Consider the following 26,499-nt stretch of genomic DNA (forward strand, 5'->3'; position numbering starts at 1 on the left):
CCCGGGTCGCTATCACGTCAAGCCGAACTCGAACCAAGAGAAAGAACAGATTTGCGCGTGTTTCGAAGAGATACGCGAGCAGAATCCGCTCGTCCGGATTCTGCTCGTCTTGGATAACTTCTCCACTATATGTGCGCACACACGCGGGAACGTGCCGCATGAGCTCGGGATCGATCTCATTTTTCTCCCTGTCGGCTCTCCGCATCTTAATCCAATTGAATCGGTCTGGAAGAGTCTCAAAATGGGAATCGTCGCCCCTAATCGTGGAGGGCGCGGTGGAGTACCGCGCCCTCCTCGATGAAATCTTTACGGAATTAACCGACCGATTGAGCTTTGCAGGCTCGTGGATCGAAAATCATCTCAGCAAATATATCGGAAAGTTGTGTGAATGATTATTGTTCGGTTTGAGTGCCCCGAGCCATAGTGTCGCCCGGCCACCGGAATGGTCCGGTTCGCGGACCGAAGATACGACAGTCTCAGCCGATTGTACGGCGGCACATCGAGTCCGTCTCCATATTTTTCACCGAATGAGCGGCGTTATATATGACGGAAAATTATACCCGTCGGTGTCGAAGTGGCAGGTGGATGAAATCTATCGACAAACTCATTCAGAGCGCCGAAGAGCTGACTGAACACGGACTCTCACAGGGAGAAATCGCCGATGAACTGAACGTCTCACGCGAGACGGCGAGCTGGCTCGTCAAACAGACCGGCCAGGACGCCTCGGAGCCGATGCCCGCCGATAGCCCGGTCGACGTCCACGTGGACTGGAGCGCAATCGGGCGGGACAGTCACCGGCTGACCCACCTCGGCGGCATCATGGCCGACCTGCTGGCCCAAGAGGGCGAGAACGTCGACCTCACGATCGGTATCGGCAAGTCTGGTGCCCCGCTGGCAACAGTCATCAGCCAGGAACTCGCGACTGACCTCAGCGTCTACATGCCCGGCAAGTACCAGTGGAACGACGACGAGACCGAGGGCGGCACCGGCTCGTTTTCCGAGAACTTCGCGAAGATACGGGACCGGGAGTGCTACATCGTCGACGACAACATCGACACCGGACAGACAATGACCGAGACTATCGACCGGATTCGGGACAGCGGCGGGACCCCCAAGGCGGTCGTTGTCCTGACTGACAAACTCGGGCAGAGCGAGATCAGCGGTGTCCCGGTACACTCGCTTATCAAAATGGTCCAGATGGGCGAAAATTAAAGCGGTTCCACAGCCGCTACTGCGTATCCGACCCACCGGAGACATCTCCGAACAGGGAGAGGTAGTCGCCGACGAGGGTGGGCGTGAGGAACTGCTCACGGACCGTCTCTCGTCCCTGCTTGCCGAGCCGACGCCGCAGTTGGTCGTCCTCGAGCAGTCGGGTCACCCGGTCGGCGGTCTCGTCGATATCGTTGGGGTCGACCAGATATCCGTTCTCGCCGTCGTCGATCTGCAGCGGGATGCCGCCGACGTTCCCCCCGACGACCGGCGTGCCCTTCCACAGCGCTTCCGAGACGGTCAGCGCGAACCCCTCCCGAAACGACTTCTGGAGCACGACGTCAGCGCCCCGCTGGAGGGCGTTGATGCCGGCGTCGGGCAGGTTCGTCAGGAGGTGGACATCGTCCTCAGCCTCTGCCACCTCTTCGACCTCTCTGTACACGACGATCCCCTCGGGGTCGTCGTCGGGCATCGCGCCGACGAGCGCGAGCTGTGCCTCGGGAACCGATTCCGTCACCTGCTGGTAGGTGTCGATAACGCCGACCGGGTCCTTCCACGGGTCGAACCGGGAGATCTGGACCATCAGTGGCCGGTCGGCGTCGAACGGATAGCGCGTGAGGTCAGCGGCGTCGGCGGCCTCGCCCGATAGCTCGCCCAGCGGTCGGTTCTTTTCGGTCAACGGATCGATCGCCGGATGGATAGGAACCTTCTCGACGCCCGAAATCGCGTCCCCGTACTCGGGGAGCGTGAATATCGCGCAATCGATCGGCTCCAGATACGACTGGACGAACTCGAGATACGCCGGCGTCGCGTCCGTGAGGTCGATGTGACACCGCCAAACGAGCGCCGTCTCCGGGAACCGCTCGGCCAGCGTCGGTGCCATCCCCAGCGACTGCGGGTCGTGTAACACGATCACGTCGTAGGGCTCCGTGATGGCCTCGGCGTTACTGACGGTGACGGACCGGTAGGTTTCGCGCATCTCGTCGGTGAGCTCGCTGCGGTCGCCCTGTAGCCCGTTGTGCATCGCCTTCGTCACGTCGAAGAACTCGTCCGGGGCCTCCATCACCAGCCAGTCCGTCTCGACGCCCACGTCGTTCAGTAACGGGACCAGCGAGTGGAGAATCTCGGCTACACCGCCACCGCTTGCCGTCGTGTTGATATGTGCCACCCGAATATCTGATAGGGCCGCCGCTTCGGTTTCAATCGCGTCGCGCTGGTCGTCCGTGATGTGTGCCTCGTACGCTGTCAGTGTCTGCTCGTCGGTGAGTGCGTGGTACATCAGTCGTTCCGTCGTCTATATTCTTAATCAACTTACATTATGTTTCGGGTTCCCCACTTATCCCTCGTCCGCGAAGCGGTTCAGTGCGTACACCATCCGCAAGATGTCGCCGGCCCGGCCCTGCTCGAAAATGAGGTCGTCGGTCGACTCGACGTGGTCGACGACACTCTGTGAGGCGTGTTCCGGCGCCGCAGCGATGCCGGCGTCGTTCTCCTGGACCCAGCGCATGACGCGCAGGTCGCTTTTCGAGTCGCCCATGACGACCGCGAACGGGTCCTCGATACCGAGGACGTCGAACGCCGCCTCGACGCCGACGACCTTGCTCAGTTCGAGGGTGCCGATCTCGGCCGCGTCCCCCTCGTAGTAGCCGATATCGATCCGCTCCAGTATCGCCCCCAGGTCCGCCGGCACGTCGGTCGCGGCGGCGTCCGGGAGCGCCCCCTCGCTTTCGAGGACAGCGTGGATCTCCGGGTCCTGGTCGGCGTAGTAGGCGCGAGTCAGGTCCGGAACCGAATGGCCGCTGGCGTCGCCGAGCTCGCCGTGGGTAGCGACCGCGTCACCGAGCAGGTCGAGTTCGTACACCAGCGCCTGATCGATGACCGCCTCGGCGGCGTCAGACCCCGTCTCGAAGTTGGGCTTCATCGTGATGTTGAACTCGTTGCCCTGGAGGTGGCACCCTTTCCGGAGTTCCTCGGAGGCCTCCGAGAGAATGCGTGTGCGGACGTCGTCGAACACGGCCTGTATCTCGTCGTCCAGGTCCTCGTAGAGCAACTGCTTCGTCCCGGCTCCGTGTCGCGGTGTGAAGACGCCCGTGCCGGTTTCGTACACGATGCTGAGATTCCCCGAATGGACGATCTGACTGCCCAGGCCCTGTATCGCGAACCCCTTGACGTTTTCGAGCGTCTGTCCGGTACAGATAACGATCGGGACGCCCGCGTCGTGGAACTCGGTCAGCAGGTTGAGCGTCTCGCGGGGGATCTCGTTGTCGGTGCTCCCGGTCGACCGGAGCGTCTCGTCCACGTCGAGGACGAACACGTTGACCGGACGGCCGTACTTCTTGTAGAGGTCCAGTCCAGTGAACGCCTGCTCCTGGCGCGCCCGGGCCGCGAGGTCCGCGAAGCGCTCTCCGACGTCGGGGAAGGCGTCCTCGACCGCTTCTTTGCCGTCTTCGAGTTCCTCGTTTATCTCTTTCCAACGGTCGAGCGCGACAGCCGACTCCACGAGCGGGAACAGGTCGACGAGGTTCTGCAGTGCGCGGAGCGTGTCAGTGTCGTGTTCGTTGTACAGTTCGTACAGCTGGTCGTACTGGCCCATGTAATTCCTTACCACAGAGAGACATATAATTGGATGTGGATAATCTGAAGCCCGTATCCGAACCGCACTGGGTAAACTACGTGGACTCGAACACAGTACCACTCGACCCGTGAGGACAGGTCGGTTCCGTGATGCAATCGGTGGAGTGGCCAATGCAATAGTAAAATTGCGAAAATACCTCGCATAAATCCTTTTTCGAGTGGTATACGCGCCAGTAGGATTTATTTCGAATATGTACATAGAAATAGCTCATTACAGTTTTGTATTAGCCATACTTGATGACATATTTCTCCAAAGTGCTATTACTATCCCGTATCGAACCATATACTGACTTTTCGCGGTAACAAAACGCCATACAGGACTGAATCCAGCACATCTCGATTGTGATTTCGCGGTCGAGCTCCCGGTATCTCTCCTCGTGAACGGACAGGCTTTCGGCTCGTTGCCGCTATGATTTCCGTTCTCGGCTCGAACTTTCTATAAGGGAGGGGGCCTCACGTATGTTCATGATAAACGAGACCGTGCGCCAGATAGAGGAGATGGAGACACAGAGCTCCTCTGTCGTCGCCGTCAAGGCCGCAAAAGCACTGCGTGAGCTGACCGACCGCGAGTGCCACACGGTCGAGGACTTCCTCCGCGTGGTCGAACGCAACAGCAGCGCGCTTCAGCGGGCGAACCGCTCGCACGCGCCGCTGTACACGACACAGCAGCGGATCGTCACAGAACTGAAGGACGCCGACCCCGACTCCGTCTCGGAGGCCAAAGAACGGCTCCTCGCCGCTATCGACGAGGTCGTTGCGGAAGTCGAGACAAGCAAGGACCGCGCGGCGGAGCGGGCAGCGACGCTCATCGACGACGGCGACGTGTTGCTGACACACGAGAACTCCTCGACGGTGATGGCGACGCTCAGGGCGGCCCTGGACGACGGCAAGGAGTTCACCCTGTATGCCAGAGAGTCCCGACCGCATTTCCTTGGTCGTCGAACCGCCCGCAAATTGGCCGACCGGGACGGGGCCGACGTGACGCTCATCGTCGACGGCGCGTCGGGCCACTACCTCTCGAAGTGCGACCGGGTCTTCGTCGGGATGAACTGCCTCATCGACGACACGGTGTACAACCGTATCGGGACGCTGCCGCTGGCCGCGACGGCAAAGGAGATGGACGTCCCCGTGACCGTCGTCGGGTCGTCGTCGAAGTTCATCGGCAGCGGTTTCACCTTCAGAAACACGTTCCGGCAGGGATCGGACGTGATGCTCGAACCGCCGGAGGGGTTCGACATCGGGAACCCGGGCTACGACGCGACGCCGACCCGCCTGCTCGATACGGTCGTCACCGAGGACGGTATCCTCCGGTTCTGAGCTTAACGGATCGTCCTGTCGGTGACCCGACGGAGCCGCTCGGCGACGTCGGCGTCGAGAGCCGCTTCGGTCACCCGCCACTGCCAGTTCCCGGTCGCCGTGCCGGGAACGTTGAACCGGGCGTCGCTGTCGAGGCCGAGCAGGTCCTGGACGGTCGTCATCGCGACGACCGCGTTCGAGTTCCACACCGCTTCGATGAGGTCCCAGTTGATCTCGTCCCCGTCGGTCCCGAGGTTGTAGTGCAGACAGTCCCGTTGCCGGTCCGGGAGGTCGCGGTAGTAGCCGATGACGGTGTCGGTGTCGTGGGTCGAGGTGTAGCCGACGGCCGACTCCGGGTAGTGCATCGGCTGGTACATGTGCCCCTCTTCGCACCAGTCGGCGTACTGGGGCACGCGCATGCCGGGGAACCCGAACCGGTCCCGGAGCGCGACGATGCTCTCGTCGAGAAAGCCCAGGTCCTCGACGAAAAACGGTAGCTCGCCGAGCCTGTCTTCGACCGTCTCGAAGAAGTGCGCGCCGGGGCCGTCCCGCCACTGCCCGGCTGCCGGGTCGTCCGCCGCTGCCGGAATCGACCAGAACTCGTCGAAGCCCTTGAAGTGGTCGATGCGGGCGATGTCGACGAGGTCGAACAGCCGCTCGAACCGGTCGATCCACCAGCCGTAGTCGTTCTCGCGCAGCGCATCCCAGTCGTACACGGGGTTCCCCCACCGCTGGCCGTCGTCGCCGGGGTTCGGCGGGACGCCGGCCACCTCCGCCGGCTGGTGGTCGTCGTCGAGGCGGAACACCTCCGGGTACGCCCAGACGTCCGCGGAGTCGAGGCCCACGTAGATGGGGAGGTCGCCGACGAGACCGATGTCCCGCTCGGCGGCGTACTCGGCCAGCGCCCCCCACTGGCTGTCGAAGCACCACTGGACGAACTTGTGATAGCGGATGTCCTCTGCCAGCTCTTCCCGGTATCGGTCCATAGCCGCTGGCTCACGCGTTCTGATATCGTCCGGCCAGTCCATCCAGCCGGCGCCGTCGAACTCGGACTTAAGCGCCGTGAACAGCGCGTAGTCGTCCAGCCAGCCGGCCTCGCGGTCGCAGAACTCGGTGAACGACTGCCGGTCCGCGTCGCTTGCGCCTTCGTCGAAGGTGGCGTACGCGGTCCGGAGCCGGGCCGTCTTGAACTCGGTCACCCGGTCGTACTTGACGTGCCCGTCCGAGAGGTCCTCGGGCGGTTCGACGTCGGCCTCAGAGAGATAACCGCGGTCGACGAGGTCGCGAAGGTCGACGAGCAGGGGGTTCCCCGCGAAGGCGGACGACGACTGGTACGGGGAGTTCCCGTGGACACTCGACGTGGGACCGAGGGGACAGAACTGCCACAGCGACTGGTCGGCCCGGTCGAGGAAGTCGACGAACGCCCGCGCGCCCGCACCGAGGTCACCGATGCCGTGTGGCCCCGGGAGCGACGTCTGGTGGAGAAATACCCCGCTCTGCCGTTCGAATGTCATACGCATCTGTTGCCCTGACAGGCATTTCAATGGGGTGGGTCTTTCGAGGCAAGAGTTGCGAACGGAGCGAGGGGCGCGAACGGAGTGAGCGGCCCTCGAAGATGCGAACGGCGACGGAAGGAGCCGTGAGCAGTGAGCGGCCCTCGAAGATGCGAGCGGGGAGGGACGACCCGCGAGCAGTGAGCGGGGAGGGACGACCCGCGAGCAGTGAGCGGCCCTCGAAGATGCGAACGGGGAGGAACGACCCGCGAGCAGTGAGCGGCCCTCGGAACCAACTCGGACCGGGGCCGAACCAGTGCCGACGTGGATGTCAGGACGCAACGACGGGGGTACGCAAACATATATATTGTATCCATTTGATGCTACGATGAGAGAGCCAGTTACAGAGATGCCACCGAACGTTCTGATGCTTGGCTGGGGGTTCCCACCCAACATCACCGGCGGGCTTGATACCGCTATCGGGGAGCTGTTCGAGCAGCTCGAACCGAGAGACGACGTCGAGTTCGAATTGGTGTTGCCCAACGAGTACGCGCCGCCGGACCGCGACAACATACACGGCGTCCCGACCGGGAGCGGCGACATCATCACCCGCATCGGCCGGCTGGCCGGGGAGTTCGCCGACAGGGCGACCGACGCCGACATCATCCACACGAACGACTGGTTCGGCTACAACCCGGGCTCACGGGCCAAGGCGGACCACGACGTCGAGTGGATATCGACGTTCCACTCGCTATCCGCGGACCGTAACGTGACCCCGCCACAGCGGGAGGTCGAGACGGAACAGCGGGTCGCGAACCGCTCGGACTACCTCGTCGCGGTGAGCCAGTTCACGCAGCGACGGATCCGCGAGCAGTACGACGCCGACTCGACGGTCATCTACAACGGGTTCTCGTCGGTGGAGCCGACGGGCCGGGACATCAAGGCGGAGCTCGGCATCGACGGGAAGATGCTGTTTTTCGTCGGCCGACACACCGACCAGAAGGGGCTCTCGTACCTGCTGTACGCGCTCTCGAAGCTCGGCCGGGACGACGTCAGCCTGGTGCTTGGCGGCTCGGGCCACCTCACCGAACAGCTCAAGCGGTTCGCCGAGTTGCTGGGCGTCGAGGACCGGGTCTACTTCCCGGGGTATCTCCCCCAGTCGGAACTCGGTGACTACTACAACAGTGCCGACCTGTTCGTCTCGCCGTCGCTGGCGGAGCCGTTCGGTATCACAATCGTCGAGGCGCTTTCGGTCGGGACGCGCGTCGTCGCCTGCGAGAGCGGGGCCGCGGAGCTTCTCAACGAGGACTGCGTCATCGAGGTCGAACCCGACTCCGACTCGATTGCCGAGGGAATCGAGCACGCGCTGTCGCTGTCGACGCCCATCGAGTACGAGGTCAGGACCTGGGAGGAGGTCGCCGACGAACACGTCGAGTTCTACCACGAGGTCTTAGACGAGGCCTGACGGACGGCCGCGCCTACCGGAGAAAGCGAACGTCCGTGACCGGCTCCGGATGGACAATAAGGTAGCCGTCGGCGGTCGGTTCCAGTCCCGTCACGGACGTCGTGTCCGTTCGGGTCTGATACGGGCTATCGGCGCCCCCGTCGGCCGACTGGTAGGGACTGTCGTAGGGCGTCTGTCTGTCCTCCGGCGGCCGGTCGAAGTCCTCGGGCGGCAGATATACTTTCTCGCCCGATGCCGAACGGACGATGACGGCCGTATCGCGGTCGCCCGAGACGTCAATCCTGGTCCGGCCGTCGTCGATTGTCATCTCGAACGTGACTGGCGCGGTTTCCGATTGACCCATGTTGTCGGATGACTTGCTCATGGCGAGTAGACGGCGCTGTGTCACTTAGTCCTTCGCCAGCGGTCCGGCGGCAGCGGACCGCGCCAGGTCTCGCGCCCGAGCGGTGCCTCGGGGTGAAAGACCCGCTAGCGGGTGATGATGAGCGACCCCGACATATTGAACCCCTCGACGGCGACGTCCTCACCGAGAATCGTCTCGTCGAGGTCGCAGTCGTGGACCCCGGCATCCGGGAAGACGATAGTCCGTTCGAGGCTGCTGTCGGTCACTTCGGCCCCTGCCATCACGTGGACGGTGTCGCCGATCTCGGAGTTCTCGACGGTCGCGTCGGGGTGGATGAGCGACCCGCCGTCGAGTTTCCACTCGACGGTCTCGAAGTAGGAGTCCGGCGTCCCGATGTCGAACCAGACGTCGTCGAACGGGAACGCGTACACCGGTTCCTGCTGTTGCAGCCAGTCGATGTACCAGCCCGGTTCGTCGGGGTTGTTGTCGCCCGAGAGATACTCCTCGAAGCGGAGCGAATCGGCCGGGAAGGCATAGCACGCAATCGACACGAGCGTGCTCTTGGGGTCGTCGGGCTTCTCCTGGAAGTCGACGACGCGCTCGCCGTCGAGTTCGACCAGCCCGTAGGACTTGGCTTTCTCCCGTGAGCCGACGTCGTAGGCGGCGAGTGCCGGCCCGTCGCGCTCCTCGAAGAAGTCGAGGAACTCCGAGGGGTCGAAGCCGATGAGGTTGTCGCCGCCGATGATGAACAGGTCGTCGTCGATACCCTCGCGCTCGATCAGCTGTGCGAGCGCGCCGACGACGCCGAACTTCTCGTCTTCGTCTGCCGTGCTCTCGACGGAGAGCTGGACCTTCTCATAGCCCATCTCGTCGACGTGGGCCTCGAAGTCGTCGGCGAAGGCCTCGTTCGTACTCAGATACGTCGTCCCGATGCGGTCGTCGTCCTCGAGCGACTGGAGTATCCTGTCGATAACGGTCGTTTCGCCGACCGGGAGCAGCATCTTCGGCCGGCGTCGAGTGATCGGCCACAGTCGTGTCGCGTAGCCGCCTGCTAGTACAATCGCGTCCATATCCCAACGTCAAACCCGAGTTATAAAGTGGTAACTACTTGTTGGAAAAACTAGAGGTTTAGCTGCCAGACGGTCGTCCCGGCAGTGACCAGGTCCTCGTCATCCGCGGCGGCAACGATCACCTGGTTCTCACCGGGGTCGACGTCGACCGCGACCTCGAACTCCCGGTCCTCGACAGGGATGTACACTATGTCAGCCGGGGTCTTGACGACGACACAGACACCGGTCGTCTCGCCGGAGACGACCAGTTCGTTCCCGCGGAACTGCGTATCGACGCGCAGCGCCGGGCTGCGGTCGGGAGTGTGGGCACCCCGCTCGCGGTAGCGGTCGTGGACGAACTTGGGCGTCTCGACCGGTTCGCCGGCGCTGATACCGTGGGCCAGCCGCACGTACTGGGCCATCGACCACGCCAGCGGCGTCGCCGAGCCGGTCCCTTCGGCGAACTCCCATTCGTAGTCGGTCGCGTGGCCCCGGTCCCAGATCTGTTCGGCGATCATCCGCCCCGAGTTCGCCACGTCCTGCATCATCCGGAGGCAGTTCTCGGGCAGAATCTCCGGATCGTCGCGGCGCAGTTCGTACTCGCCGCGCTCGCCGGTGAGCAGCGGCCAGAGGCGACCCTTCCCCTTGTGTTCGACCGTCCACGGCGCGCCCTGGTCGGCCCGGCCGCGTTCGCCGTAGCCGTCGCCGTTGTACCGGTAGAACCCGGGCGCGTACTCCGTGTCGACGCTGATCGTGTCGTCGACTTCGACGACGGAGTTGCGGATGGCCTCGTCGTCGTCGGGCTTGATACCCAGTCGGACGAGTTCGAGGAACCCGCCGTCGATGATGTTCCGTTCGTCGAGCGTCGGGCCGTCGTTCGCGAGCGTGCGGAGATGGCCCGTCTCGGGGTTGCCATCGAGCGTGATTCGCGTGTAGTAAGGCGTGTTGGTGTGGCGCTCGGTCCCGGTCTCGGTCGCGGTCCAGGCCTCGACGTTGTTCGCCCACTGGTCGGCCAGCGCCAGCCAGACGAGCGCGTCGGCCTTGTTGCCGGTGTCCAGCGCGATCTTCGCCGCACACGCGAGCCCGGCGATTTCGGTCGCAATCGAGGACGGCGAGAAGCCCGCCTCCTCCTCCCAGCGCTCCTGGGCGGTCTCGGGCCCGTGACGGACGACGTACTCGGCCGACCGCCGGACGTTCTCGTAGCTGTAGTCGACGTCCTCGAAGTCGACGCCGGACTCGGCGAGGCGGTAGGCCATCACCTGCGGGAACGAGATGTTGTCCATCTGCTCGCCGCCCCAGCGTGTCGTCCCGTTGACGTAGGTGTTCTGTGGGATGAAGCCCGCCTCGTCCTGCTGGTACTCGTAGATGTACTCCAACTGGTCCGTCGCGATGTCCAGCGACCCGATGGCGTCGAAGACGGTGAACACCTGGTACAGGTCCCGGGACCAGACGAAGTTGTAGCCGTAGCCTTTCGGCTCCTCGGCGTGGACGGCCTCGCCCCACGGCACGGACGGCGACGCGATAGACGCGCCGTGGTAGGTCTTGTCCTCGACGGCCAGCAGCGTCATGAGCGCGGTCCGGTACTGGTTCGCCAGCGCGTCGTCGTGGGCGACCGACGCCGGGAGCGGCTTGTCCGAGAGGAAGTCGGCCCAGCTGTCGGCGTACTCCGCGCTGACCGTCTCGTAGCCGCGGTCGAGCGCGCCGTCGGCTTCGCCCAGCGCAGCCGCGGTGTCGGCCTGCCGCGCGAAGCCGAGCGCGACCGTGTCGTTGATACGAGTCCCCGAGTCCAGCCGGCCTATGAGGACGAGGTTCGTCCCGTCGATGGATTCGACCGGGTCCGGGAGGTTGCCGTCGGAGTACAGCGCATCGAGGCGACCGCTGCCGGCCGAGCCGACAGTGGCCCAGTCGAAGCGTCCGGCCGCGGCCATCGCCACGGCGACCGAGTAGGCGTCGCCGTTCTCGTCGACGAGCAGGTCGTTGTCCGTCTCGTCGGTGTAGGCCAGCGGGTTCCGGCCGACGAGGTGGTAGCTCCCGGGCTCACCGTATCTGATTGCGCGGTCCTCGGTAATCGTGCTGGTAAGCGCGATGTCCGCAACCGAGAACACGTCGTACGATTTGCCGTCCTCGGAGCTGAACGACACGTCAGCGACGATAGCGTCGTGTTCGGGGTCGGTCGCGTAGTCGACGGTCAGCGTCCACTCGTGGCCTCTGCCGTCGCCGGTCTCGGTGAAGACGTGGCGATAGAGGAGCGCCTCGTCGTCGACCGGTTCGACGCGACGCCTGACGCTGTCGTCGGTCCGTCGGTTCTCCCGGTGGGTCCGGACGGCATAGTCCGTCTCGTCCGTACACCGGACCAGGAAGTCGAGCGTCCGCAGGTTCATCAGGTCGACCTGGGGATAGCGGGCCTCCGTCAGTGCGCCCTCGGTGAGCGTGAACCAGACGCGGGACGGGTCCGGCGCGTCGTGGTCGGCGACGGTGCCGACGCCGTACTTTTCCCCGGTGGTCCAGGTCGGGCGCTCGCTCGGCCCCTCGGTTCCGGCCGATGTCGTCGGCAGCGCGTTCAGCTCACCCAGGCGTGCAGTCGCGTGGAGCCGCAGCGCGTGGGACCAGCCAAGCGGCGTGGCGCTGTCGAGGTCACCGTCGTCGAAGGCCTGTTCGGCGAGGTAGCCGGCGTCGGTCGTGAGCGGCCCGTCGCTGTCGAGCAGTTCGTACAGGTCGCTCGCGCGGTCGAGGTAGGCGTCGCCGCTCTCCTCGCGGTCGTTCAGCATGTCGCCGACGCGGGCGGCGGCGAGGGCCCCCATCGCCGTCGTAACCGTCCAGATCTTCTCGTCGTCCTGGTGGCCGGTCCGCCAGCGGTCGCCCTCGTAGCGGGCCAGTCCCGCGACCCGGCTCTCGGTGGGGTTCCGGAACAGCGTATCGAGCGTCGTGCTCACGTGGTCGGCCAGGCGGGTGAGTTGCTGGTCGGTCAGCGCAGTCGACTCGACGCTGTCGTACTCCTGTAGGGCGTCCGCGAGGTGGAGCCCCGCGGCGTCGATGCGGTGGTCCGGCGTCCCGTTTGTCAGGCCCATCACGTACACGCCCATGTCGCCGTCCCAGAGCGTCTCCAGCCCGTCCAGTAGCCTGTCGGCCGCCGTCAGGCTTCGCTCGCGGACCGATTCGGCCATCGGGGCGCGCGTCACCGCGGCGAAGGCCTCGATGAACGTCGCGGTGGTGTGTGTGAACTGGCCGACCGAGTCCTCCCAGACGTTCTGACACGGCTCGGGCAGGTCGTTGGCCGCGATGTCTTCGATGAGCGTGTCGACGGCCGCCTCGATGGTCTCCCGGACCGTCGCCGTCAGTTCGGCGTCCAGCTTGCTCCGGTGTGTTCGCAGCAGTGTTGCGAGGAAGGCGGTAACAGTCGCGGTCTGGTCGGCCTGGTACTCCGGCGACTCGGCGTTGTGCTCGACCTTGGCATTGGCCCATCCCGGTGCGATGTCCCCGCTGTCGGCCCAGACGCGGTGGGGCCACCGCCCGTCCGAGAGCTGACTGTCACAGAGGAACTCCGCGCTCTCGGTCAGCATTTCGGCGGTGTCGACATCGAGCCGGGACCCGGCTTCGAGCAGGTGCCGGGAAACGGACGCGTCGTCGCGGAACCAGACGTAGCCGTACCCGCCGGAGTTCGAGTAGAACGGGTCGAACTCCGGTGCGGCGATGCGACCGCCTGTCGGCGAGGACAGGAGGTCCAGCACGCGCAGGTCCATCCGTATCGAGTCCGAGCGTGGCATCGATTCGGCCACGTCGATACGCGTTCGCTCCCGTCCGGCCTGCCGGAGGTCGTCGGAAGTCGTGTGCTCTGCCACACAGTCGGCGAGGTCCAGAAGCGCCGTCTCCCGGTCGACCTCGTCGTGGTTCGAGAGCTGGCTGACCAGCGTCGTGTCCTTGCTGCGTCCGGACCGGTCCAGCGGCGCGGTCACGAGGAAGTCGCCGGTGAGCCGCGTCTGGTCGCGTCGCTCGACCGGCAACGACCGCGGGAACTCCACCGCGCTGTCCCCGAGCATCTCGACGAGGCGCTCCGGCCGCTGCCCGGCGACGGCGTCCAGCCCGGTCGACGAGGCGAGGTAATCGTGCTCACGGCGGTGGAACACCTCAAGAACCCGCGAGTCGCTGGGTCCGGCGTCCTCGTGGATCAGCGAGCCGACGCCGCTGTCGCTGCTGTCGGGGGCCATCGTGACGAACGCCACGAGCTTGGCGTCCTGTGGAACGGCCCCGCGCATCGCGACGTGCGTGACGTGTGCCCGTCCCAGCGTCAGGTCGTACTGGTGGACGGTGAACGACCCGGCGTTGTACTCGGTCTCGACGAGCCGCGTCTCGCGGTAGTAGTGCTGTCTGATCGTCTCCAGGTCGCTGAACCACCGTATATCGTCCCCAAGCATGACCCCGAGTCGAGAGCGGTCGATACCGGAGAGCCCGGAGAGCGAATCGGAATAGTCCTTCAGCGTGCCGTCTTCGCCGACGTGGACCAGGCGGTCACCGTGCCCGGAGAAAGAGCCTGAAACAGTCCTGCGCTCCTCTGGAAAGCGCTCATGACGAGTCAACTTGTATTCGTTGAGCGCTGTCGAAAGCCGCATACACATTAAACCAAACCAGTCTCTATAAACTCCTGTGGTTCGTACAAATTAGTGACAACTCGGCGTATTGACCCGAGAGAGCGGTCAGTGAACCGAAACGGACTACGACTACTGACCCAGGTCGCTGTCGGCGGCCGGGAACACGGCGACACTGTCGACCGTGACGGTCGTGTCCCCGTCGCCGGTGGCCCCGCGCTGCTCGCCGGAGACGAGGTCGGTTTCGCCGGTCTCGACCGGCAGCCCGACGGTCGTCTGCTCGCTGCCGAAGTTGAGTACCACGACGGCCGCGTCCTCCCCAGTCGTCCGGGCGTACGCGACGACGCGGTCGGACGGCCCGCCCCGGACCTCGTAGGGGACTCGGACGAGGTCCGCCGCAGCCGACAGCGCCGGCTGGTCGTGCCTGACCGACGAGAGGTCACCGACGAACGACTGGAGCGCCTCGTCGGCGTGGTTCCACGCGAGGTCATCGCGCTTGCCACGCTGGCCGAACTCCTGTCCGGCGTACAAAAGCGGTGCGCCCGGGAGCGTGAACAGTGCGCCCGCGGCGGCCTCGGCGGCCTCGCGCCCGTAGTCGACGATGTACCGCGTCTCGTCGTGGTTCTCCGCGTACAGCATGAACGACGCGTGCTCGGGGAAGCCGATCTCCGCCCGCCCCTCGATAGCGCCGAGGACGGCCTCGGCATCGCCGCCGCCCCCGACCTCCCGGAGCGCGGCGTAGGTCGTCGAATCGAAGTGCATGTCGAACAGCCCGGCCTGGAAGTCGGGGATGTACGGGATGGTCTCGTCCAGTAGCAGGAACTCGCTGTCGTGGTCCTTGCAGTAGTCGTGGATCTCGCGCCAGAAGCTGTTCGGGACGGCCCAGGCCATGTCACACCGGAACCCGTCGACCAGCTCGGCCCACTGGGCGACCGCGTCGAGCAGGTGCCGGCGGACCGGCAGGTGGTCGAAGTTGAAGTTCGCGATGTGCTGCCAGTCGAAGTACGTCTCCGGTTGGGTGTCGGTCCGCCACGCGTACCAGTCGCGGTACTCGCTGTCCGGGTCGTCGACGGCGGACTCGAAGTAGGGGTGGGTCCGCGCCGAGTGGTTACACACCAGGTCGAACAGCACCTTGAACCCGCGGTCGTGGGCCGCCTCGATGAACCGCTCGTAGTCCGCACGGGTACCCAGGTCCGACGCGATTTCGAAGAAGTCGGTGATGTTGTAGCCGTGGGGCGCGTGGTCGTTCTGTAACACCGGCGTGAGCCAGATGACGTCGACGCCCAGCGAGTCGAGGTAGTCCAGGCGGTCGACAATCGCGTCGAAAGGCGATTCGTCGCTGTCGCCGGCGAACGTGCGGACGTAAATCTCGTAGATGACCGAGTCCTCGGCCCAGGCCGGCGCATCGTACGGACGGCTGGCGGCGATTCCCGCATCGTTCGTACCCGTTCTCACACCGTCCTCGTCGCGAGTGAACTCGACGGCGTCGGGCACGCTGTAGCCGTGGTCCCCGACCGCGACGGCGTGAATGCGGGCGCGCTCCGGGAGCGTATCCAGCGGAATCCTGAGGTCCGTCCCGTCCCGGGTCACCGCGTCGGCGTCGATGTCGTCGCGGTCGTCCAGCAGGAACTCGACGGCGAGGTCGCCGGCCGTCTCGGTCCCGTCGGGATGGGGACTGCGGTCCGCGCGGACGACGGCCTCGTCACCCTCGATTGCCGGCCGCAGGGTCAGTCGCGGGCGGCCACCGCTACCGCCGTCGCCGCCACCGCCGGTGGCCTGGGTGTACTCGCCGCTCCCGCTTCGCCCCCCGGAGACGCCGCCGCTTCGTCCCCCGGAGACGCCGCCGCTTCGCCCCCCGGAGCGACCGGACCGCCCCGAGGTGTGTGTCCCGCTCGATTCGACCTGCCCCGGGAACGCACGGACAGTCAGGTCGTGCTTGCCGTCCGGTGCGTTAAGACGGACGACGTATCTGCCCGGCGTGTCGGGGACGAAGTGTTCGACCGGGTCGTCGCCGAGTGTTGCGGTAGACTGTACTGGTGCGCGCGCGAGGTGCCAACTGTACGTCGCTGTCGGGTCCGGGTCCCGGGGCGCGAGTTCGATCTCGTCACCCGTCGCCACGAACCGCGGCGGTCCAGGATGGTGCATAGGTTCACTGCGATTGACAGTGTCTTTGTATTTGGGGTATCCGAACCCGCTGCCCGCCACTGGCAGTATCGCTTTCTGGCTGTGGCCCCTACCGTCTCTGTGCCCGACTACCGACGCGACGCCGGGGCTGCCCTGCTCTGTGGCCTGGCGCTGGTCGCGTATCTGGGCCAGGTCGGCGCACTCGACACGCTCCGGTCCGGTGCCGCCGTCGCCGTCGGCGTGACCGGCGCGCTGGGTGTCGAGGCGCTGTTCGTGCTCGACACACCCGTCGCGTCGCTGTGGGAGCGCCGTGGCGTGCGGACGGCCTCGGCGGCCGCGCTCCTGGCATGTGCCGGCGGACTCGCCGTCCTCGTGGGTCCGGTCATCGTCGCCGCGGTGTGCTGGGGGCTCGTGACCTACTTCGTCGTTCTCGCCGTGAGCCTGTGCTACCATTGACGGTCTGCCCTACAGGGACTCCGGTGTGCAGTATCGACGGATAGAGAACGTCCGGCGTTTCCATACCCGCTATTCGCCAGCATATGGGCCATTATTTAGAGCTACTACACGGACTTATACGCGTGGATAGCTGTTCCCAGTTCCTACAGCAGTACTCCTGTATATTCATGTGCTTTTTCAAGGTCATATATGTCCTATGTGTTTCCAAATAATCCGAGTGTGTACTTTACTCATGCTATTCTGGAGTTTCCGCAATTATGAGTTCAGATACCGCGTTTTCGCCAGTATAATCCACACAGCTTCCGAGAGAGAGAGAGTCCCCGCAGTCGCGAACGGAGTCACGTGAAATCGTCAGCCGATGGGGTGTACTGTCCGACACAGCACCGCCACACGCCAGAAGCCGTGCTGTCCCTGGACTCCGAGAAGGAGCTGTCGGTGTATCTCGGGTGACCGGTGACACTGCCCTCGTCGTCGCGCTCCGGTGCCCCGAACGTCGCGGCGCGTTCTCACAGCGAACCGGATAACAGTCGTACGGCTATTATCCACTTCGATTGGGAGAGTACGGCGGTCAGCATCCGGCCATCGAGCCGTTTTCGGGTCGAAAACCGCGATAAACTCGTGATTGGTTTGTAATAGTTCAGCGGCCTCGGCGGTTACATCGATGACCCAGGCTGTCCTCCGACCAAATCAGTGGATTTTCCCATATCCGTCTGTACCACATGATTAATCATCTTTATTTCCGGCGTATTTGCCCCTCTCTGTCAGCAGCCGTGACGAAACATCGCACGAGGGTATCAGTAAAGAAACGGCTTTTCGCGGCGGCTCTCGGTACAATCGCGCTCTCGGGCGACCGCGGTCACGTCGGTCCCGGCCCGGCCTGTGGGTGTGCCGGACCCGACGGGACGACTGACGCGGGTTCGGCTCACAGTCGCGGATGGGTATCGACCGCGCGCATGTGCCGGCAGGACTGCCGGTCGAACGGCCGCTGTGCGACGTGGCAGTTGCAGTCGACGGCCGTCCCGCCCTCGACAGTGACCGTGTGGGTCACTTCTCGCTCGACCGCGGACCCCGTCGGGTCTGCCTCGTCGGCCGGCGAGAGCAACACCGTCCCGTCGTCCACGACCGTGAAGGAGAACCGGTCGCGGTAGTCCGCCCAGTCGCGGTCGCGGTTGCGGTCGACCGTCTCCCTGAGCACCTCGATGTGTTCCCGACCCCTGTCGGGGGCTGTGTCTTCGCTGGTCATACGCTTCAGTACGCGAATCCGGGGCTTAGATGTTTTCCCGCTGCTATCCACAGCAACGAATGTGCCGGCCGGCGACGGAATCGGTACCGGACGTCGCCGACTCGGGTCGGCGGACACCGACGACGGCCGTCTCAGACCAGGCCGCGCTCCTCGTACACTTCGGCGGCTTCGCGGACGTGTTCGGCGTTGATCTCCGCGCCGTACTCGTTTTCCAGTTCGTCCGCAATCTCCTGTAGCGTCTCCTTGTCGGCCCCGCTCGGTCGGAGTGCGTTGTATATCTCGAGGATGCGGTCGTCCGGAACCTCGGTCAGCTCCGCCGCGCGCCGGAAGTTCCGCGCGACCTGTGTCCGCCCCTCCTGTTCGGCGATCTGTGCCTGTTTCTCCAGCGTCTCCGGGGAGATGACGAGCTCCTCGCCGTCGATCTCGCCCTCGACGACTTTCTCGAGGGAAATCTCGGAGAGTTTCGTTCCCTCGGGCGTTTCGACGTCGTCCGGGTTGTCTGCCAGTGGGTAGTGAATGTCGTCGCTCATTGTTACTCGAAGGAGACCTCCATCTCCATCGGCTCTTTGTCTTCGTCCTTGTACCCCATCTCCTTGATGTGCCACAGCGCCGCGAGCGCCTGGTACTTCGGTCGGGCCATCGGGTCGTTGGCGACCGGGACCGGTTCGGGCGTCTCGCCTTTGGCGTACAGCGCCGCGTTCTTGCCGATCGCGCGGTACGTTTCGAGGTCGATCAGCGGCGCCTGGGGGAACAGCTCCAGGTTGCTGAGCGGGACCAGATCCTCCTGGTGGATGAGCGTCGTCCCGCGGGTCTGGATGCCGATAGAGATGCCAGACCCGCAGAGCTTCGCGCCCCTGAGGCCGATGACGCCGAGGTCGAGGTTGTCAGTGAAGCGGACCACACGGGCCGTGAGTCCCTCCTCTTCGATGCCGGCCATCATCTCGCGGAGGACCTCGGCGAGTTTGACGCCCGCGAGCGTCTCGTCTTTCATCTCGTTGAACCCCGCGCTGATCGAGATGACAACCTCATCCGTGTCCGTCCCCTCCTCGGCGACGCCTCTCTCTGTCAGCACCAGTGTCCGCTCCTGCTGTTGTGCTTGTGCCATGGGTGTTCAGATATCCTCCGGATCGACTGCGAACCGAACCTCTTTCTTTTCTTCCCAGTCCTCGCCTTCCAGGCGGTGGCCCGTTCCCGGGCCCTGGTAGTCGTTGGGGTCGTTGACGGCGCTGACGACGTCGAAGTCGCCGTCGCCCTCGAAGATGCCCGAGGTCTGGATGTAGTCCCCGGCCACGCGGCCCTTGAGGATGCCGAGCAGGTTCTCGGCGATCTCCTCGAAGCCGTTGTCGGCCAGTATCTTCACGAGCTCAGCCCCGTTGAGACCTTCCTCCATCATCTCCTCGGCGGCCTTGATGTCCTCGGCCGTGCTGCGCTCGGGCATGTCCTTGCTGCCGTTGGCGTAGACGGCGGCCTCGACCTCCTCGTCGGAGATCGGCGGGAACCCGAGTTCCTCGAAGACGGACTGGACGGCCTTGGCGGCCCGCTCGCGGTACTCCAGGACCGTCTCCTCGTCGACGGGTTTCGTGCCGCCCTCGACCTGCAGGTCCCGCTGCATGATGTTGTACTCGTCGAAGTCGTAGGAGTCGAACGTCGAGCCGGCGAACATGTTGTCGTAGTTCGGGACGGCGCTGTACCCCGAGAAGATGAAGTCCGTGCCGGCGAGGAACTGTGGCATCATCCGGGCCGTGCGACGCTTGTCCGAGTGGGTGAACGTCTGGTCGTTCCCGGAGGCGACTTCGAGGTCGGCCATCATCGTGATGAGGTTCTCGGCGGCCACCTCCTTGACGCCGGCCGGGACTGACGTCGGGATGGCGATACAGCTGATGCCGCCGTTCTGGAGGCCCTGGACGCCACAGCCTTTCGTGACGAGGATACACCGGCTCTCCAGGTACAGCATCGATTTGCCTTCCGCCTGGCCCATGTTGAGTTCCGACCCGGCCCCCGACGTGTACCGCATCTTCAGGCCGCGGGAGGCGTACCCCGAGGCGAGAAACGCCTTGGACCACGGCGTGTCGTCGCCGTCCTTGAACACGTCTTCGGTGCCGTAGACGGAGACGGTCTCGGCGTAGCCGGTCATTCCGCGCATCCCGAGTTCGAGTTCGGTCGCCTCCTCGACGGCACACTGGGTGATGACGCCGCCGCGGCCACACTGGGCGCCGATCTGCTGGGCGAGGGCGGTCAGCGGGGCCATCCGCGCGACCCCGACCGTGTTCTCGATCTCGAAGAACCCCCGGAGCGCGGCCTCCGCGGCGTCGGCGGCGATCTGTGCCACGTTGTCCTCGACGCTGGTGACGTGACACTGGTTGCCCGGCGTCCGGCGCGTCCGCATCTTCTTCATCGCCATGATGATCTCGGCGGTGTCGAGGTGGTTGACGACCTCTGACAGCTTCGCGGGCGTCATCGCGGTCGTCAGTTCGACGATGTCCTCGCGTGGCACGTTGATGTCCACGAGGTCGCGCGCGACCTGCTCTGAGTCGGTCGCCATCGCCTCCTCGGCCTTCTCGACGTTGATCGCGTAATCGGCGATGAAGCGGTCGATGAAGTCGAACTCCGCGCGGTCTTTCCCGTCCATCTCGACGATCTCCCCGTCCTCGACGGTTATGCTCGGGTCGGGGTCGTTCGGGCTCTCCATCGCGACGAAGCCGACCTCCGGCCACTCGTTTACGAACCCGTCTTCGGTGACGGCCCGTTCGTCCAGCGCCTCGAAGCGCTTCGACCGCTTTGGCGCTGTCTCCTCGAGTTCGCCTGAGCCATCGGCTACAGGCGTGTCATCATCTGTCATACACATATATCAACGGAGAGTTAGGTTATATAATTTTGCGTTTTTATTACCCAGGAATATAAAGAAAACATGAGTAATGCAACTGTAGTTGTACTGCAGGTTCGGGGCCGGAGCTCTCCACCAGTACCAGTGGAAATAGCGACTGCGCTGGGAGGCGACCGGGCCGCAACTCGGGGCTGCAGTGATATCGGGACGCTGAGGTATCGCCGGACCCGATGGCTCCGGGATTAGCCTTCGAAGGCGTCGACGCCGGCCTGTGCGACCTCCATGTCCTCCTCGGCGCTACCGCCAGAGACGCCGACGCCGCCGACGACAGTCCCGTCGGCGTCCTCCAGCGGGTAGCCGCCGCCGAAGGTGACGATACGGCCGTCGTTTGTGGTTCCCAGCCCGTACAGCGACTCGCCGGGCTGTGAGACCTCGTGGATTGTCTCCGTATCCAGTTTCAGCGACACCGACGAGTAGGCCTTGTTCTGTGCGATGTCGATGCTCGCCAGGAGTGCGCCGTCCATCCGGTGGAATCCGACGAGGTTCCCCCCCTGGTTCATCACCGCGATGCACATGGGAACGTCTATCTCCTGGGCTTTCTCTTCTGCCGCTGCGATGATCGTCTTTGCGACGTCGAGTGTTACCGCTGTCATCGTGAAGTCCGTCCGCACCGTCGTCGTGACAGAAAATAAAACTATCCCCCCAGCTAGGAGTTCTTCCTTCGAGCGTACCGTTTCGCGGCTCACGCGCACTCAGCCGGAGATGACCTCGTACTCGACCGAGACCGGGAAGTCGACGGACTGGAGGATGAAGCAGTGCTCTTGCGTGCGTTTCAACAACACCTCGGCTTTCCTGTCAGGCGACTCGACCTGTAGTTCAACCGTGAGGTCGAACGAGTCGACGGCGGTCGAACCGTCGTCGGGCCGCAGTCGGAGCGTCCCGTCGGCGTTCACCTCCTGGAACGAGAACCCGGAGTTGTCGGCCATAACGGTGAACGTGGCGACGTAGCAGTTCGTGAGCGCGATGGCGTAGTAGTTCTCGGGAGCCGGCCCGTCGAATGTCCCGCCGAACTCCCGTGGGATGCCGACCTCAAACTGCCCGCGTGACTCAGTCGTCCAGCGGTCGGTGTCGTCCGTCGCAGTGGCCTGTGCGTGGTAGTCTTCCGAGTACTCGACCATACAGTGACTGATGACTGGACGGAAAAAAGCGTATGCACGGCAGGGCGACCATCTCCCCAGTTCGAGTGTCGTCCCTCAGGCCACCGCCGCCAACGGTATATGGAAGCAGTGTGTTATTGTCACTCAGTGGCATACAATCGGGTGCTCGTTCTGACCGGGGACGAGGCAGTCGCAGCGCGAAACGCCGAGGTCGGCATCGCGCTCGCGGAGCGGCTGGACGCCGCCGTCCACCTCCTGCGTGTGGCCGATACGCAGTCGTCCCGCCTCTCGCTGGACGCGGACGCATCGACGGCCGCAGCCGAGCAGGCGGGTCCGCCGGACCTCGAGGAGCTGGTCGCGGAGACGGCAGTCGACGGCAGGGTACACACCGCCGAGGGACCCCTCCGGGAGCAGGTCCTGCGCTACGCGACCGACGCGGATATCGACCTCGTCGTCATCGGACCACAGGCGAGCACAGGCGCCTTCGACGACCTCGTCGACGGCGTGGCGCGTGCGGCCGACGTCCCGGTTCTCGCAGTCCCCGACGCCGCGGCACGGGTCCAGTTCGAGCAGTTGGTCGTGCCCAATCTGGAGACGGTCCCGAGCGAGGCGGCGGCCGGGCACGCCGCGGCGGTCGCCGAGGCGCACGGAGCGGCGGTGTCTGTCGTCACGGTCATCGACCTCCAGCGGGCGGCCGGGCCGTTCAACGCCGGCGGTGTCTCCGAGGCGTTCATCGAGCGCAAGGAGCGGGAACTTCGGGCCCCGGTCGAGGCCGCGGCCGACCTGGACGGCGACCTGACCTTCGAAACGCTCACCGCGCCCGGCCGGCCGGGCGAGGCACTCGACGAGTACGTCGCCGACGCCGGCGCGGACGCCCTGGTCGTCGGCCGCGGCAGGACGACCCCGCTGGTCGGGCGACTCCGTCCGACCGGCGCCAGTCGCATCCGGCAGACGGTCGACGTCCCGGTACTCGTCGTCCCGTAGGGACGACCCGACACTGGACGGGACCGGTGCTCACTCCGACGGCCCCTGGCCGTCAGTCACGACCGGTCGGGTCCGAACCGCGGGGGGGCGACTGACGCGGTCCGCACTGGGCACCGCCGATAGCTGTTCGAGGGCGCGGTGTCTCACTACGTCGGCGTGAATCGCGTCGGTGAGCCGTTCGTGTGCGCCGATGGGCGCGGCGTAGTCGATGCCGCCGCGGTCGATGTCGAGTCTCTCCGGGATGGTCTCCTCCGTGACGGGCGACGGCGAGACGAACACCGGCACCGCGACGACCGCCTCGTTCGAGACGTGATACCGCGCACACTCGACGACGGGGTCCTGCAGGACGTAACACGACCGCACCTCGTCGTAGGCGGTCCGGTCCCGCAGTCGCTGTTCGTGGTACTGGACCGTCCGCCGCTGGTCCGACAGGGACCCGCTCCCGAGGCCGACCAGAAGCAGCGACGTCTCGTCCGGACGGTCGGCGTGTTCGTCGGCGCGTTCCGCGATGACGTCGGTGAGTGCCGGACTGTGGCCGATGGGGTCACAGAGCGACACCGCGTCGCCCCACCGCCGGGCAATCGAGGAGATTACGTGTCTCGTCTCGTTCGTGTACGCGACCGTGAGTGGGACCACCAGCACCGGTTCGTCCACGCGCTCGGGAGCGGTGTCCGCGACGGGGTCGTCCCACGTCTCGTCGTACGTCTCGACCCGCACCGTGTCTGCGATGTTCCGGTCGCGCAATCGCCTTGCGTGTGTCTGAATCGGCTGTGGCGATGCCGCCGTCTGCCGGCCGACGAGAAGCAGTGTTCCAGGTGTCATAGCTCGCTCTGTAACTTGTTTTGTGTTACTACAACCTCGCTTGTCTTCCTGTGCTGCGTGAGCAAATGACATATAGATTTCGGTCAGTGGACCGTTTTCCCGTCGGTCGATGTCGACCTGAGTGCCGTCCCGACGCGGGACGGCGAGCCAGAAACGCATCGCGGCGTGGGGCCGTCACCGCTGGGGAAAGCTATTTGATATTTCCCTCGATAGCAGGGGTATGGCGTATCTCGCAGGTGTCGATATCGGCAATTCCAGTACGGAGGTCGCGCTGTTGCGCCAGCGGGACGGGCATCGCCCGGAGTTCTGTGCCAGTGCCCTCTACAGGACGACCGGGCTGAAAGGGACGAAAAAGAACGTCCCGGGGGTCGTGAGCGCGCTCTCCCGGGCCGCAACCGACGCGGGCATCGACGTAGGCGATATCGAGACGGTGCTTCTCAACGAAGCCGCACCTGTCATCGGCGACGTGGCGATGGAGACGATAACCGAGACCGTCATCACGGAGTCGACGATGATCGGCCACGACCCCTCGACACCGGGCGGCGTCGGTCTCGGGAAGGGGACAGCCATCGAGATAACGGCGTCGAAGGCGGACCACGACCCGGACGAACCCGTCGTCTTTCTGGTGCCCGAGACGGTCGATTTTGCCGTCGCCGCCGAACTCATCAACGAGTGGACGGCGGCGGGGTACGAGGTCGCCGGCGCAATCGTCCAGCGGGACGACGCCGTCCTCATCCACAACCGGATCGACATCGACATCCCGATTATCGACGAGGTGTCGGACCTGGGAAAGGTCCCGCGTGGCCAGCCGACAGCCGTGGAGGTCGCACCCGAAGCGACGGGCCGGACCATCGACGAGCTGTCGAACCCCTACGGCATCGCGACCGTGTTCGACCTCTCCTCCGAGGAGACCCAGAAGATAATCCCCGTCGCCCGTGCCCTCGTAGGTAACAAATCCGCCGTGGTCATCAAGACGCCGGCGGGCGACGTCGAGGAGCGGACCATCCCCGCCGGCGAACTCCGCATCATCGACGAACGCGGGACCACGACCGAAGTGCCGGTCGACGAAGGGGCGGACGTCATCATGGACGCGGTGATGGACAGCTGGCCGGTGTCGGACGTGCAGGGGGAGAGCGGGTCGAACATCGGCGGGATGCTGAACCGGGCACGAAGCCAGATGGCCGAGGTCACCGGCCAGCCGGTCGACTCCATCGAGATTCGAGATATCATGGCGGTCGATACGCTCGTCCCGCAGAAAGTCGAGGGCGGCGTGGCCGACGAGCACAGCATGGAGAGCGCGGTCGCCCTGGCCGCGATGGTGAAGACCCAGCAGCTCCCGATGCAACAGATCGCGGACGGCATCGAGGACGAGATCGGCGCGGAGGTCGTCATCCAGGGCGTCGAGGCGAACATGGCAGTGCTGGGCTCGCTCACGACGCCGGGGACGGACCACCCGTTCGCGATTCTCGACATGGGCGGCGGGTCGACGGACGCGGCGTACATGGGCGAGGACAAGGCGATCGACTCGATACACCTCTCGGGGGCCGGCGACCTGGTCACGATGCTCATCGACTCCGAACTCGGGCTGGACGACCGCGACCTGGCGGAGGCCATCAAGAAGTTCCCCTCGGCCAAGGTCCAGTCCCTCTACAGCATCCGCGAGGAGGACGGGACGGTCGACTTCTTCGACGACCCCGTCGACCCGAGCCTCTACGGCCGGACGGTCGTCCTCGAAGACGGCGGGAGCATGCGGCCGGTGCCGGTCGACAAATCGCCCGAGGAGATACGCCGCGTCCGGCGGCGGGCCAAGCGGAACGTGTTCGTCGAGAACGCCGAGCGCGCGCTCAACATCATCACGCCGACGGAGAGCATCCGGCGGCTGCCGTTCGTCGTCATGACCGGCCGCTCCGCGCTCGACTTCGAGATCCCGGAGATGATCTCCGAGGCGATGGCCGAGTACGGCATCGTCTGCGGGCGGGCGAACGTCCGCGGTGAGATGGGGCCGCGGAACGCCGTCGCGACCGGGCTCGTGCTCTCACACGTCGACGGCGGCGGCTATCTGGACCTGGACATCCCGTCCGGACTCACGACGTCGCTGGAGCGGTCCACGGTCTGACACCCCAGCCGTGTCGAGGCCGACACGCCGCCTCGAACCGCGGTCGCGACACCGCGTCACCTGATTTTATGTTCGTGAGCGCAGAAGACAGGTGTATGAGTGGCTGCCGCGGCCCAGTCGACCAGAACGACCAGATTCCGCGCGTGTTCGTGTGGTGCATCGGCGAGGAGCTACCGGACCCGGTGGAGTACATCGAGTACGGCCTGGAGGAGGAGGGCGTCTCGTGGGCGGTCCAGTCGGGCTTCGACGGCGACGGCGTCCCGGTCGCCTACGACGCCTCTGTCAGTTCGCCGCTGAAGATCGGTGTGAGCGTAACGCCGGACGGGCGGGTCGTCGTCCACCACAAGCAACTGCCCGACGGCGACCCGATGTTCGACATCGCTGGCGTGACGGCCGAGACCGCCCGCAAGCTCGGCTCGAACGCCGCCCGGCTCGCGAAGGGGACGCCGCTCAAAGCGGTCGCCTGACCGGCCGGTACGGAGACAGTATTTTTTTATCAGGCGGTCACAGTCGGGAGCGTGTATGGCACCAGAACACACAGCCTACATCGAGACGTTGGCACACGTGAACTGCGGCGCGTGTGACGGCTACTGGGGGCTGAGCGACATCACCAGGACAGACCTGACAGACCGTGACTGGACCTGCCCGCACTGCGGGGCGGAGAACCGGATCGGCGAACTCGTCGAGGAGTGAGCCCGAGC

22 protein-coding genes and 1 pseudogene are annotated in these 26,499 nt (G+C 65.0%); 9 read left to right on the forward strand and 14 right to left on the reverse strand.

Going from position 1 to position 26,499, the window contains the following annotated elements:
- Positions 1-31 precede the first annotated feature (31 nt).
- Both KZ498_RS00325 and gfcR read left to right on the forward strand, forming a co-directional pair.
- A pseudogene (locus KZ498_RS00325) lies at positions 32-392 on the forward strand (transposase); the annotation flags it as partial.
- Between the two features lie 193 nt (positions 393-585).
- On the forward strand, positions 586-1,212 hold the full coding sequence (gene gfcR / locus KZ498_RS00330; RefSeq protein WP_312615850.1) for a transcriptional regulator GfcR: 627 nt from the start codon (positions 586-588) through the stop codon (positions 1,210-1,212).
- Positions 1,213-1,228: 16 nt separating this feature from the next.
- On the opposite strand, the gene KZ498_RS00335 is transcribed toward gfcR, so the two are convergent.
- Entirely contained in the window at positions 1,229-2,488 is a 1,260-nt protein-coding gene (locus tag KZ498_RS00335) for a glycosyltransferase (RefSeq protein WP_312615852.1), read from the reverse strand.
- A 57-nt stretch (positions 2,489-2,545) separates the two neighbouring features.
- Positions 2,546-3,802 carry an HAD family hydrolase gene (locus KZ498_RS00340; RefSeq protein ID WP_312615854.1) on the reverse strand — a complete coding sequence of 419 codons (1,257 nt, stop codon included), beginning with the start codon at positions 3,800-3,802 and terminating at the stop codon, positions 2,546-2,548.
- Positions 3,803-4,308: 506 nt separating this feature from the next.
- On the opposite strand from KZ498_RS00340, the gene KZ498_RS00345 reads away from it, so the two are divergent.
- The gene (locus tag KZ498_RS00345) at positions 4,309-5,160 is read left to right on the forward strand and encodes a translation initiation factor eIF-2B (protein ID WP_312615855.1); all 852 of its coding nucleotides are present in this window, start codon (positions 4,309-4,311) and stop codon (positions 5,158-5,160) included.
- Between the two features lie 2 nt (positions 5,161-5,162).
- On the opposite strand, the gene malQ is transcribed toward KZ498_RS00345, so the two are convergent.
- On the reverse strand, positions 5,163-6,653 hold the full coding sequence (gene malQ / locus KZ498_RS00350) for a 4-alpha-glucanotransferase (protein ID WP_312615857.1): 1,491 nt from the start codon (positions 6,651-6,653) through the stop codon (positions 5,163-5,165).
- Between the two features lie 388 nt (positions 6,654-7,041).
- On the opposite strand from malQ, the gene KZ498_RS00355 reads away from it, so the two are divergent.
- Positions 7,042-8,097, forward strand: a complete 1,056-nt coding sequence (locus KZ498_RS00355; protein ID WP_312617327.1) for a glycosyltransferase family 4 protein — start codon at positions 7,042-7,044, stop codon at positions 8,095-8,097.
- 13 nt (positions 8,098-8,110) lie between these two features.
- On the opposite strand, the gene KZ498_RS00360 is transcribed toward KZ498_RS00355, so the two are convergent.
- The 4 genes from KZ498_RS00360 to malA form a co-directional block, all read right to left on the reverse strand.
- A complete protein-coding gene (locus tag KZ498_RS00360; protein ID WP_312617328.1) occupies positions 8,111-8,440 on the reverse strand; it encodes a hypothetical protein in 330 nt (109 codons plus the stop codon).
- A 125-nt stretch (positions 8,441-8,565) separates the two neighbouring features.
- Positions 8,566-9,510: a sugar phosphate nucleotidyltransferase gene (locus KZ498_RS00365; RefSeq protein ID WP_312615859.1), complete on the reverse strand. Its 945-nt coding sequence runs from the start codon at positions 9,508-9,510 to the stop codon at positions 8,566-8,568.
- A 50-nt stretch (positions 9,511-9,560) separates the two neighbouring features.
- Complete coding sequence (locus KZ498_RS00370; protein WP_312615860.1) at positions 9,561-14,096, reverse strand: glycoside hydrolase family 15 protein; 4,536 nt, start codon at positions 14,094-14,096, stop codon at positions 9,561-9,563.
- A 108-nt stretch (positions 14,097-14,204) separates the two neighbouring features.
- Complete coding sequence (malA, locus tag KZ498_RS00375; protein ID WP_312615862.1) at positions 14,205-16,217, reverse strand: alpha-amylase MalA; 2,013 nt, start codon at positions 16,215-16,217, stop codon at positions 14,205-14,207.
- Positions 16,218-16,316: 99 nt separating this feature from the next.
- On the opposite strand from malA, the gene KZ498_RS00380 reads away from it, so the two are divergent.
- Complete coding sequence (locus tag KZ498_RS00380; protein ID WP_312615864.1) at positions 16,317-16,652, forward strand: hypothetical protein; 336 nt, start codon at positions 16,317-16,319, stop codon at positions 16,650-16,652.
- Positions 16,653-17,574: 922 nt separating this feature from the next.
- Here KZ498_RS00380 and KZ498_RS00385 read toward each other — a convergent pair.
- From KZ498_RS00385 to KZ498_RS00410, 6 genes are all read right to left on the reverse strand, one after another.
- Positions 17,575-17,895 carry a hypothetical protein gene (locus tag KZ498_RS00385; RefSeq protein WP_312615865.1) on the reverse strand — a complete coding sequence of 107 codons (321 nt, stop codon included), beginning with the start codon at positions 17,893-17,895 and terminating at the stop codon, positions 17,575-17,577.
- Positions 17,896-18,026: 131 nt separating this feature from the next.
- Positions 18,027-18,425: a diol dehydratase small subunit gene (locus KZ498_RS00390; protein ID WP_312615866.1), complete on the reverse strand. Its 399-nt coding sequence runs from the start codon at positions 18,423-18,425 to the stop codon at positions 18,027-18,029.
- A 2-nt stretch (positions 18,426-18,427) separates the two neighbouring features.
- A complete protein-coding gene (locus KZ498_RS00395; RefSeq protein WP_312615868.1) occupies positions 18,428-19,000 on the reverse strand; it encodes a propanediol/glycerol family dehydratase medium subunit in 573 nt (190 codons plus the stop codon).
- A 6-nt stretch (positions 19,001-19,006) separates the two neighbouring features.
- A complete protein-coding gene (locus KZ498_RS00400; protein ID WP_312615870.1) occupies positions 19,007-20,734 on the reverse strand; it encodes a propanediol/glycerol family dehydratase large subunit in 1,728 nt (575 codons plus the stop codon).
- Positions 20,735-20,961: 227 nt separating this feature from the next.
- Positions 20,962-21,372 carry a heme-binding protein gene (locus tag KZ498_RS00405; RefSeq protein WP_312615871.1) on the reverse strand — a complete coding sequence of 137 codons (411 nt, stop codon included), beginning with the start codon at positions 21,370-21,372 and terminating at the stop codon, positions 20,962-20,964.
- Positions 21,373-21,471: 99 nt separating this feature from the next.
- Positions 21,472-21,897: an OsmC family protein gene (locus KZ498_RS00410; protein WP_312615872.1), complete on the reverse strand. Its 426-nt coding sequence runs from the start codon at positions 21,895-21,897 to the stop codon at positions 21,472-21,474.
- A 126-nt stretch (positions 21,898-22,023) separates the two neighbouring features.
- Here KZ498_RS00410 and KZ498_RS00415 point away from each other — a divergent pair, with 126 nt between their 5' ends.
- A complete protein-coding gene (locus KZ498_RS00415) occupies positions 22,024-22,860 on the forward strand; it encodes a universal stress protein (protein WP_312615874.1) in 837 nt (278 codons plus the stop codon).
- A 30-nt stretch (positions 22,861-22,890) separates the two neighbouring features.
- On the opposite strand, the gene KZ498_RS00420 is transcribed toward KZ498_RS00415, so the two are convergent.
- Positions 22,891-23,682, reverse strand: a complete 792-nt coding sequence (locus KZ498_RS00420; protein WP_312615876.1) for a CbiX/SirB N-terminal domain-containing protein — start codon at positions 23,680-23,682, stop codon at positions 22,891-22,893.
- 220 nt (positions 23,683-23,902) lie between these two features.
- On the opposite strand from KZ498_RS00420, the gene KZ498_RS00425 reads away from it, so the two are divergent.
- The 3 genes from KZ498_RS00425 to KZ498_RS00435 all read left to right on the forward strand — a co-directional run bounded on the left by KZ498_RS00425 (position 23,903) and on the right by KZ498_RS00435 (position 26,491).
- Positions 23,903-25,798, forward strand: a complete 1,896-nt coding sequence (locus KZ498_RS00425) for a diol dehydratase reactivase subunit alpha (RefSeq protein ID WP_312615877.1) — start codon at positions 23,903-23,905, stop codon at positions 25,796-25,798.
- Between the two features lie 95 nt (positions 25,799-25,893).
- Positions 25,894-26,265 carry a glycerol dehydratase reactivase beta/small subunit family protein gene (locus tag KZ498_RS00430; RefSeq protein ID WP_312615878.1) on the forward strand — a complete coding sequence of 124 codons (372 nt, stop codon included), beginning with the start codon at positions 25,894-25,896 and terminating at the stop codon, positions 26,263-26,265.
- Between the two features lie 55 nt (positions 26,266-26,320).
- The gene (locus KZ498_RS00435) at positions 26,321-26,491 is read left to right on the forward strand and encodes a hypothetical protein (protein WP_312615880.1); all 171 of its coding nucleotides are present in this window, start codon (positions 26,321-26,323) and stop codon (positions 26,489-26,491) included.
- Positions 26,492-26,499 lie beyond the last annotated feature (8 nt).

It is taken from the genome of Haloarcula sp. 1CSR25-25, from assembly GCF_032027985.1.
In the GTDB taxonomy this organism is placed as follows: Archaea; Halobacteriota; Halobacteria; order Halobacteriales; family Haloarculaceae; genus Haloarcula.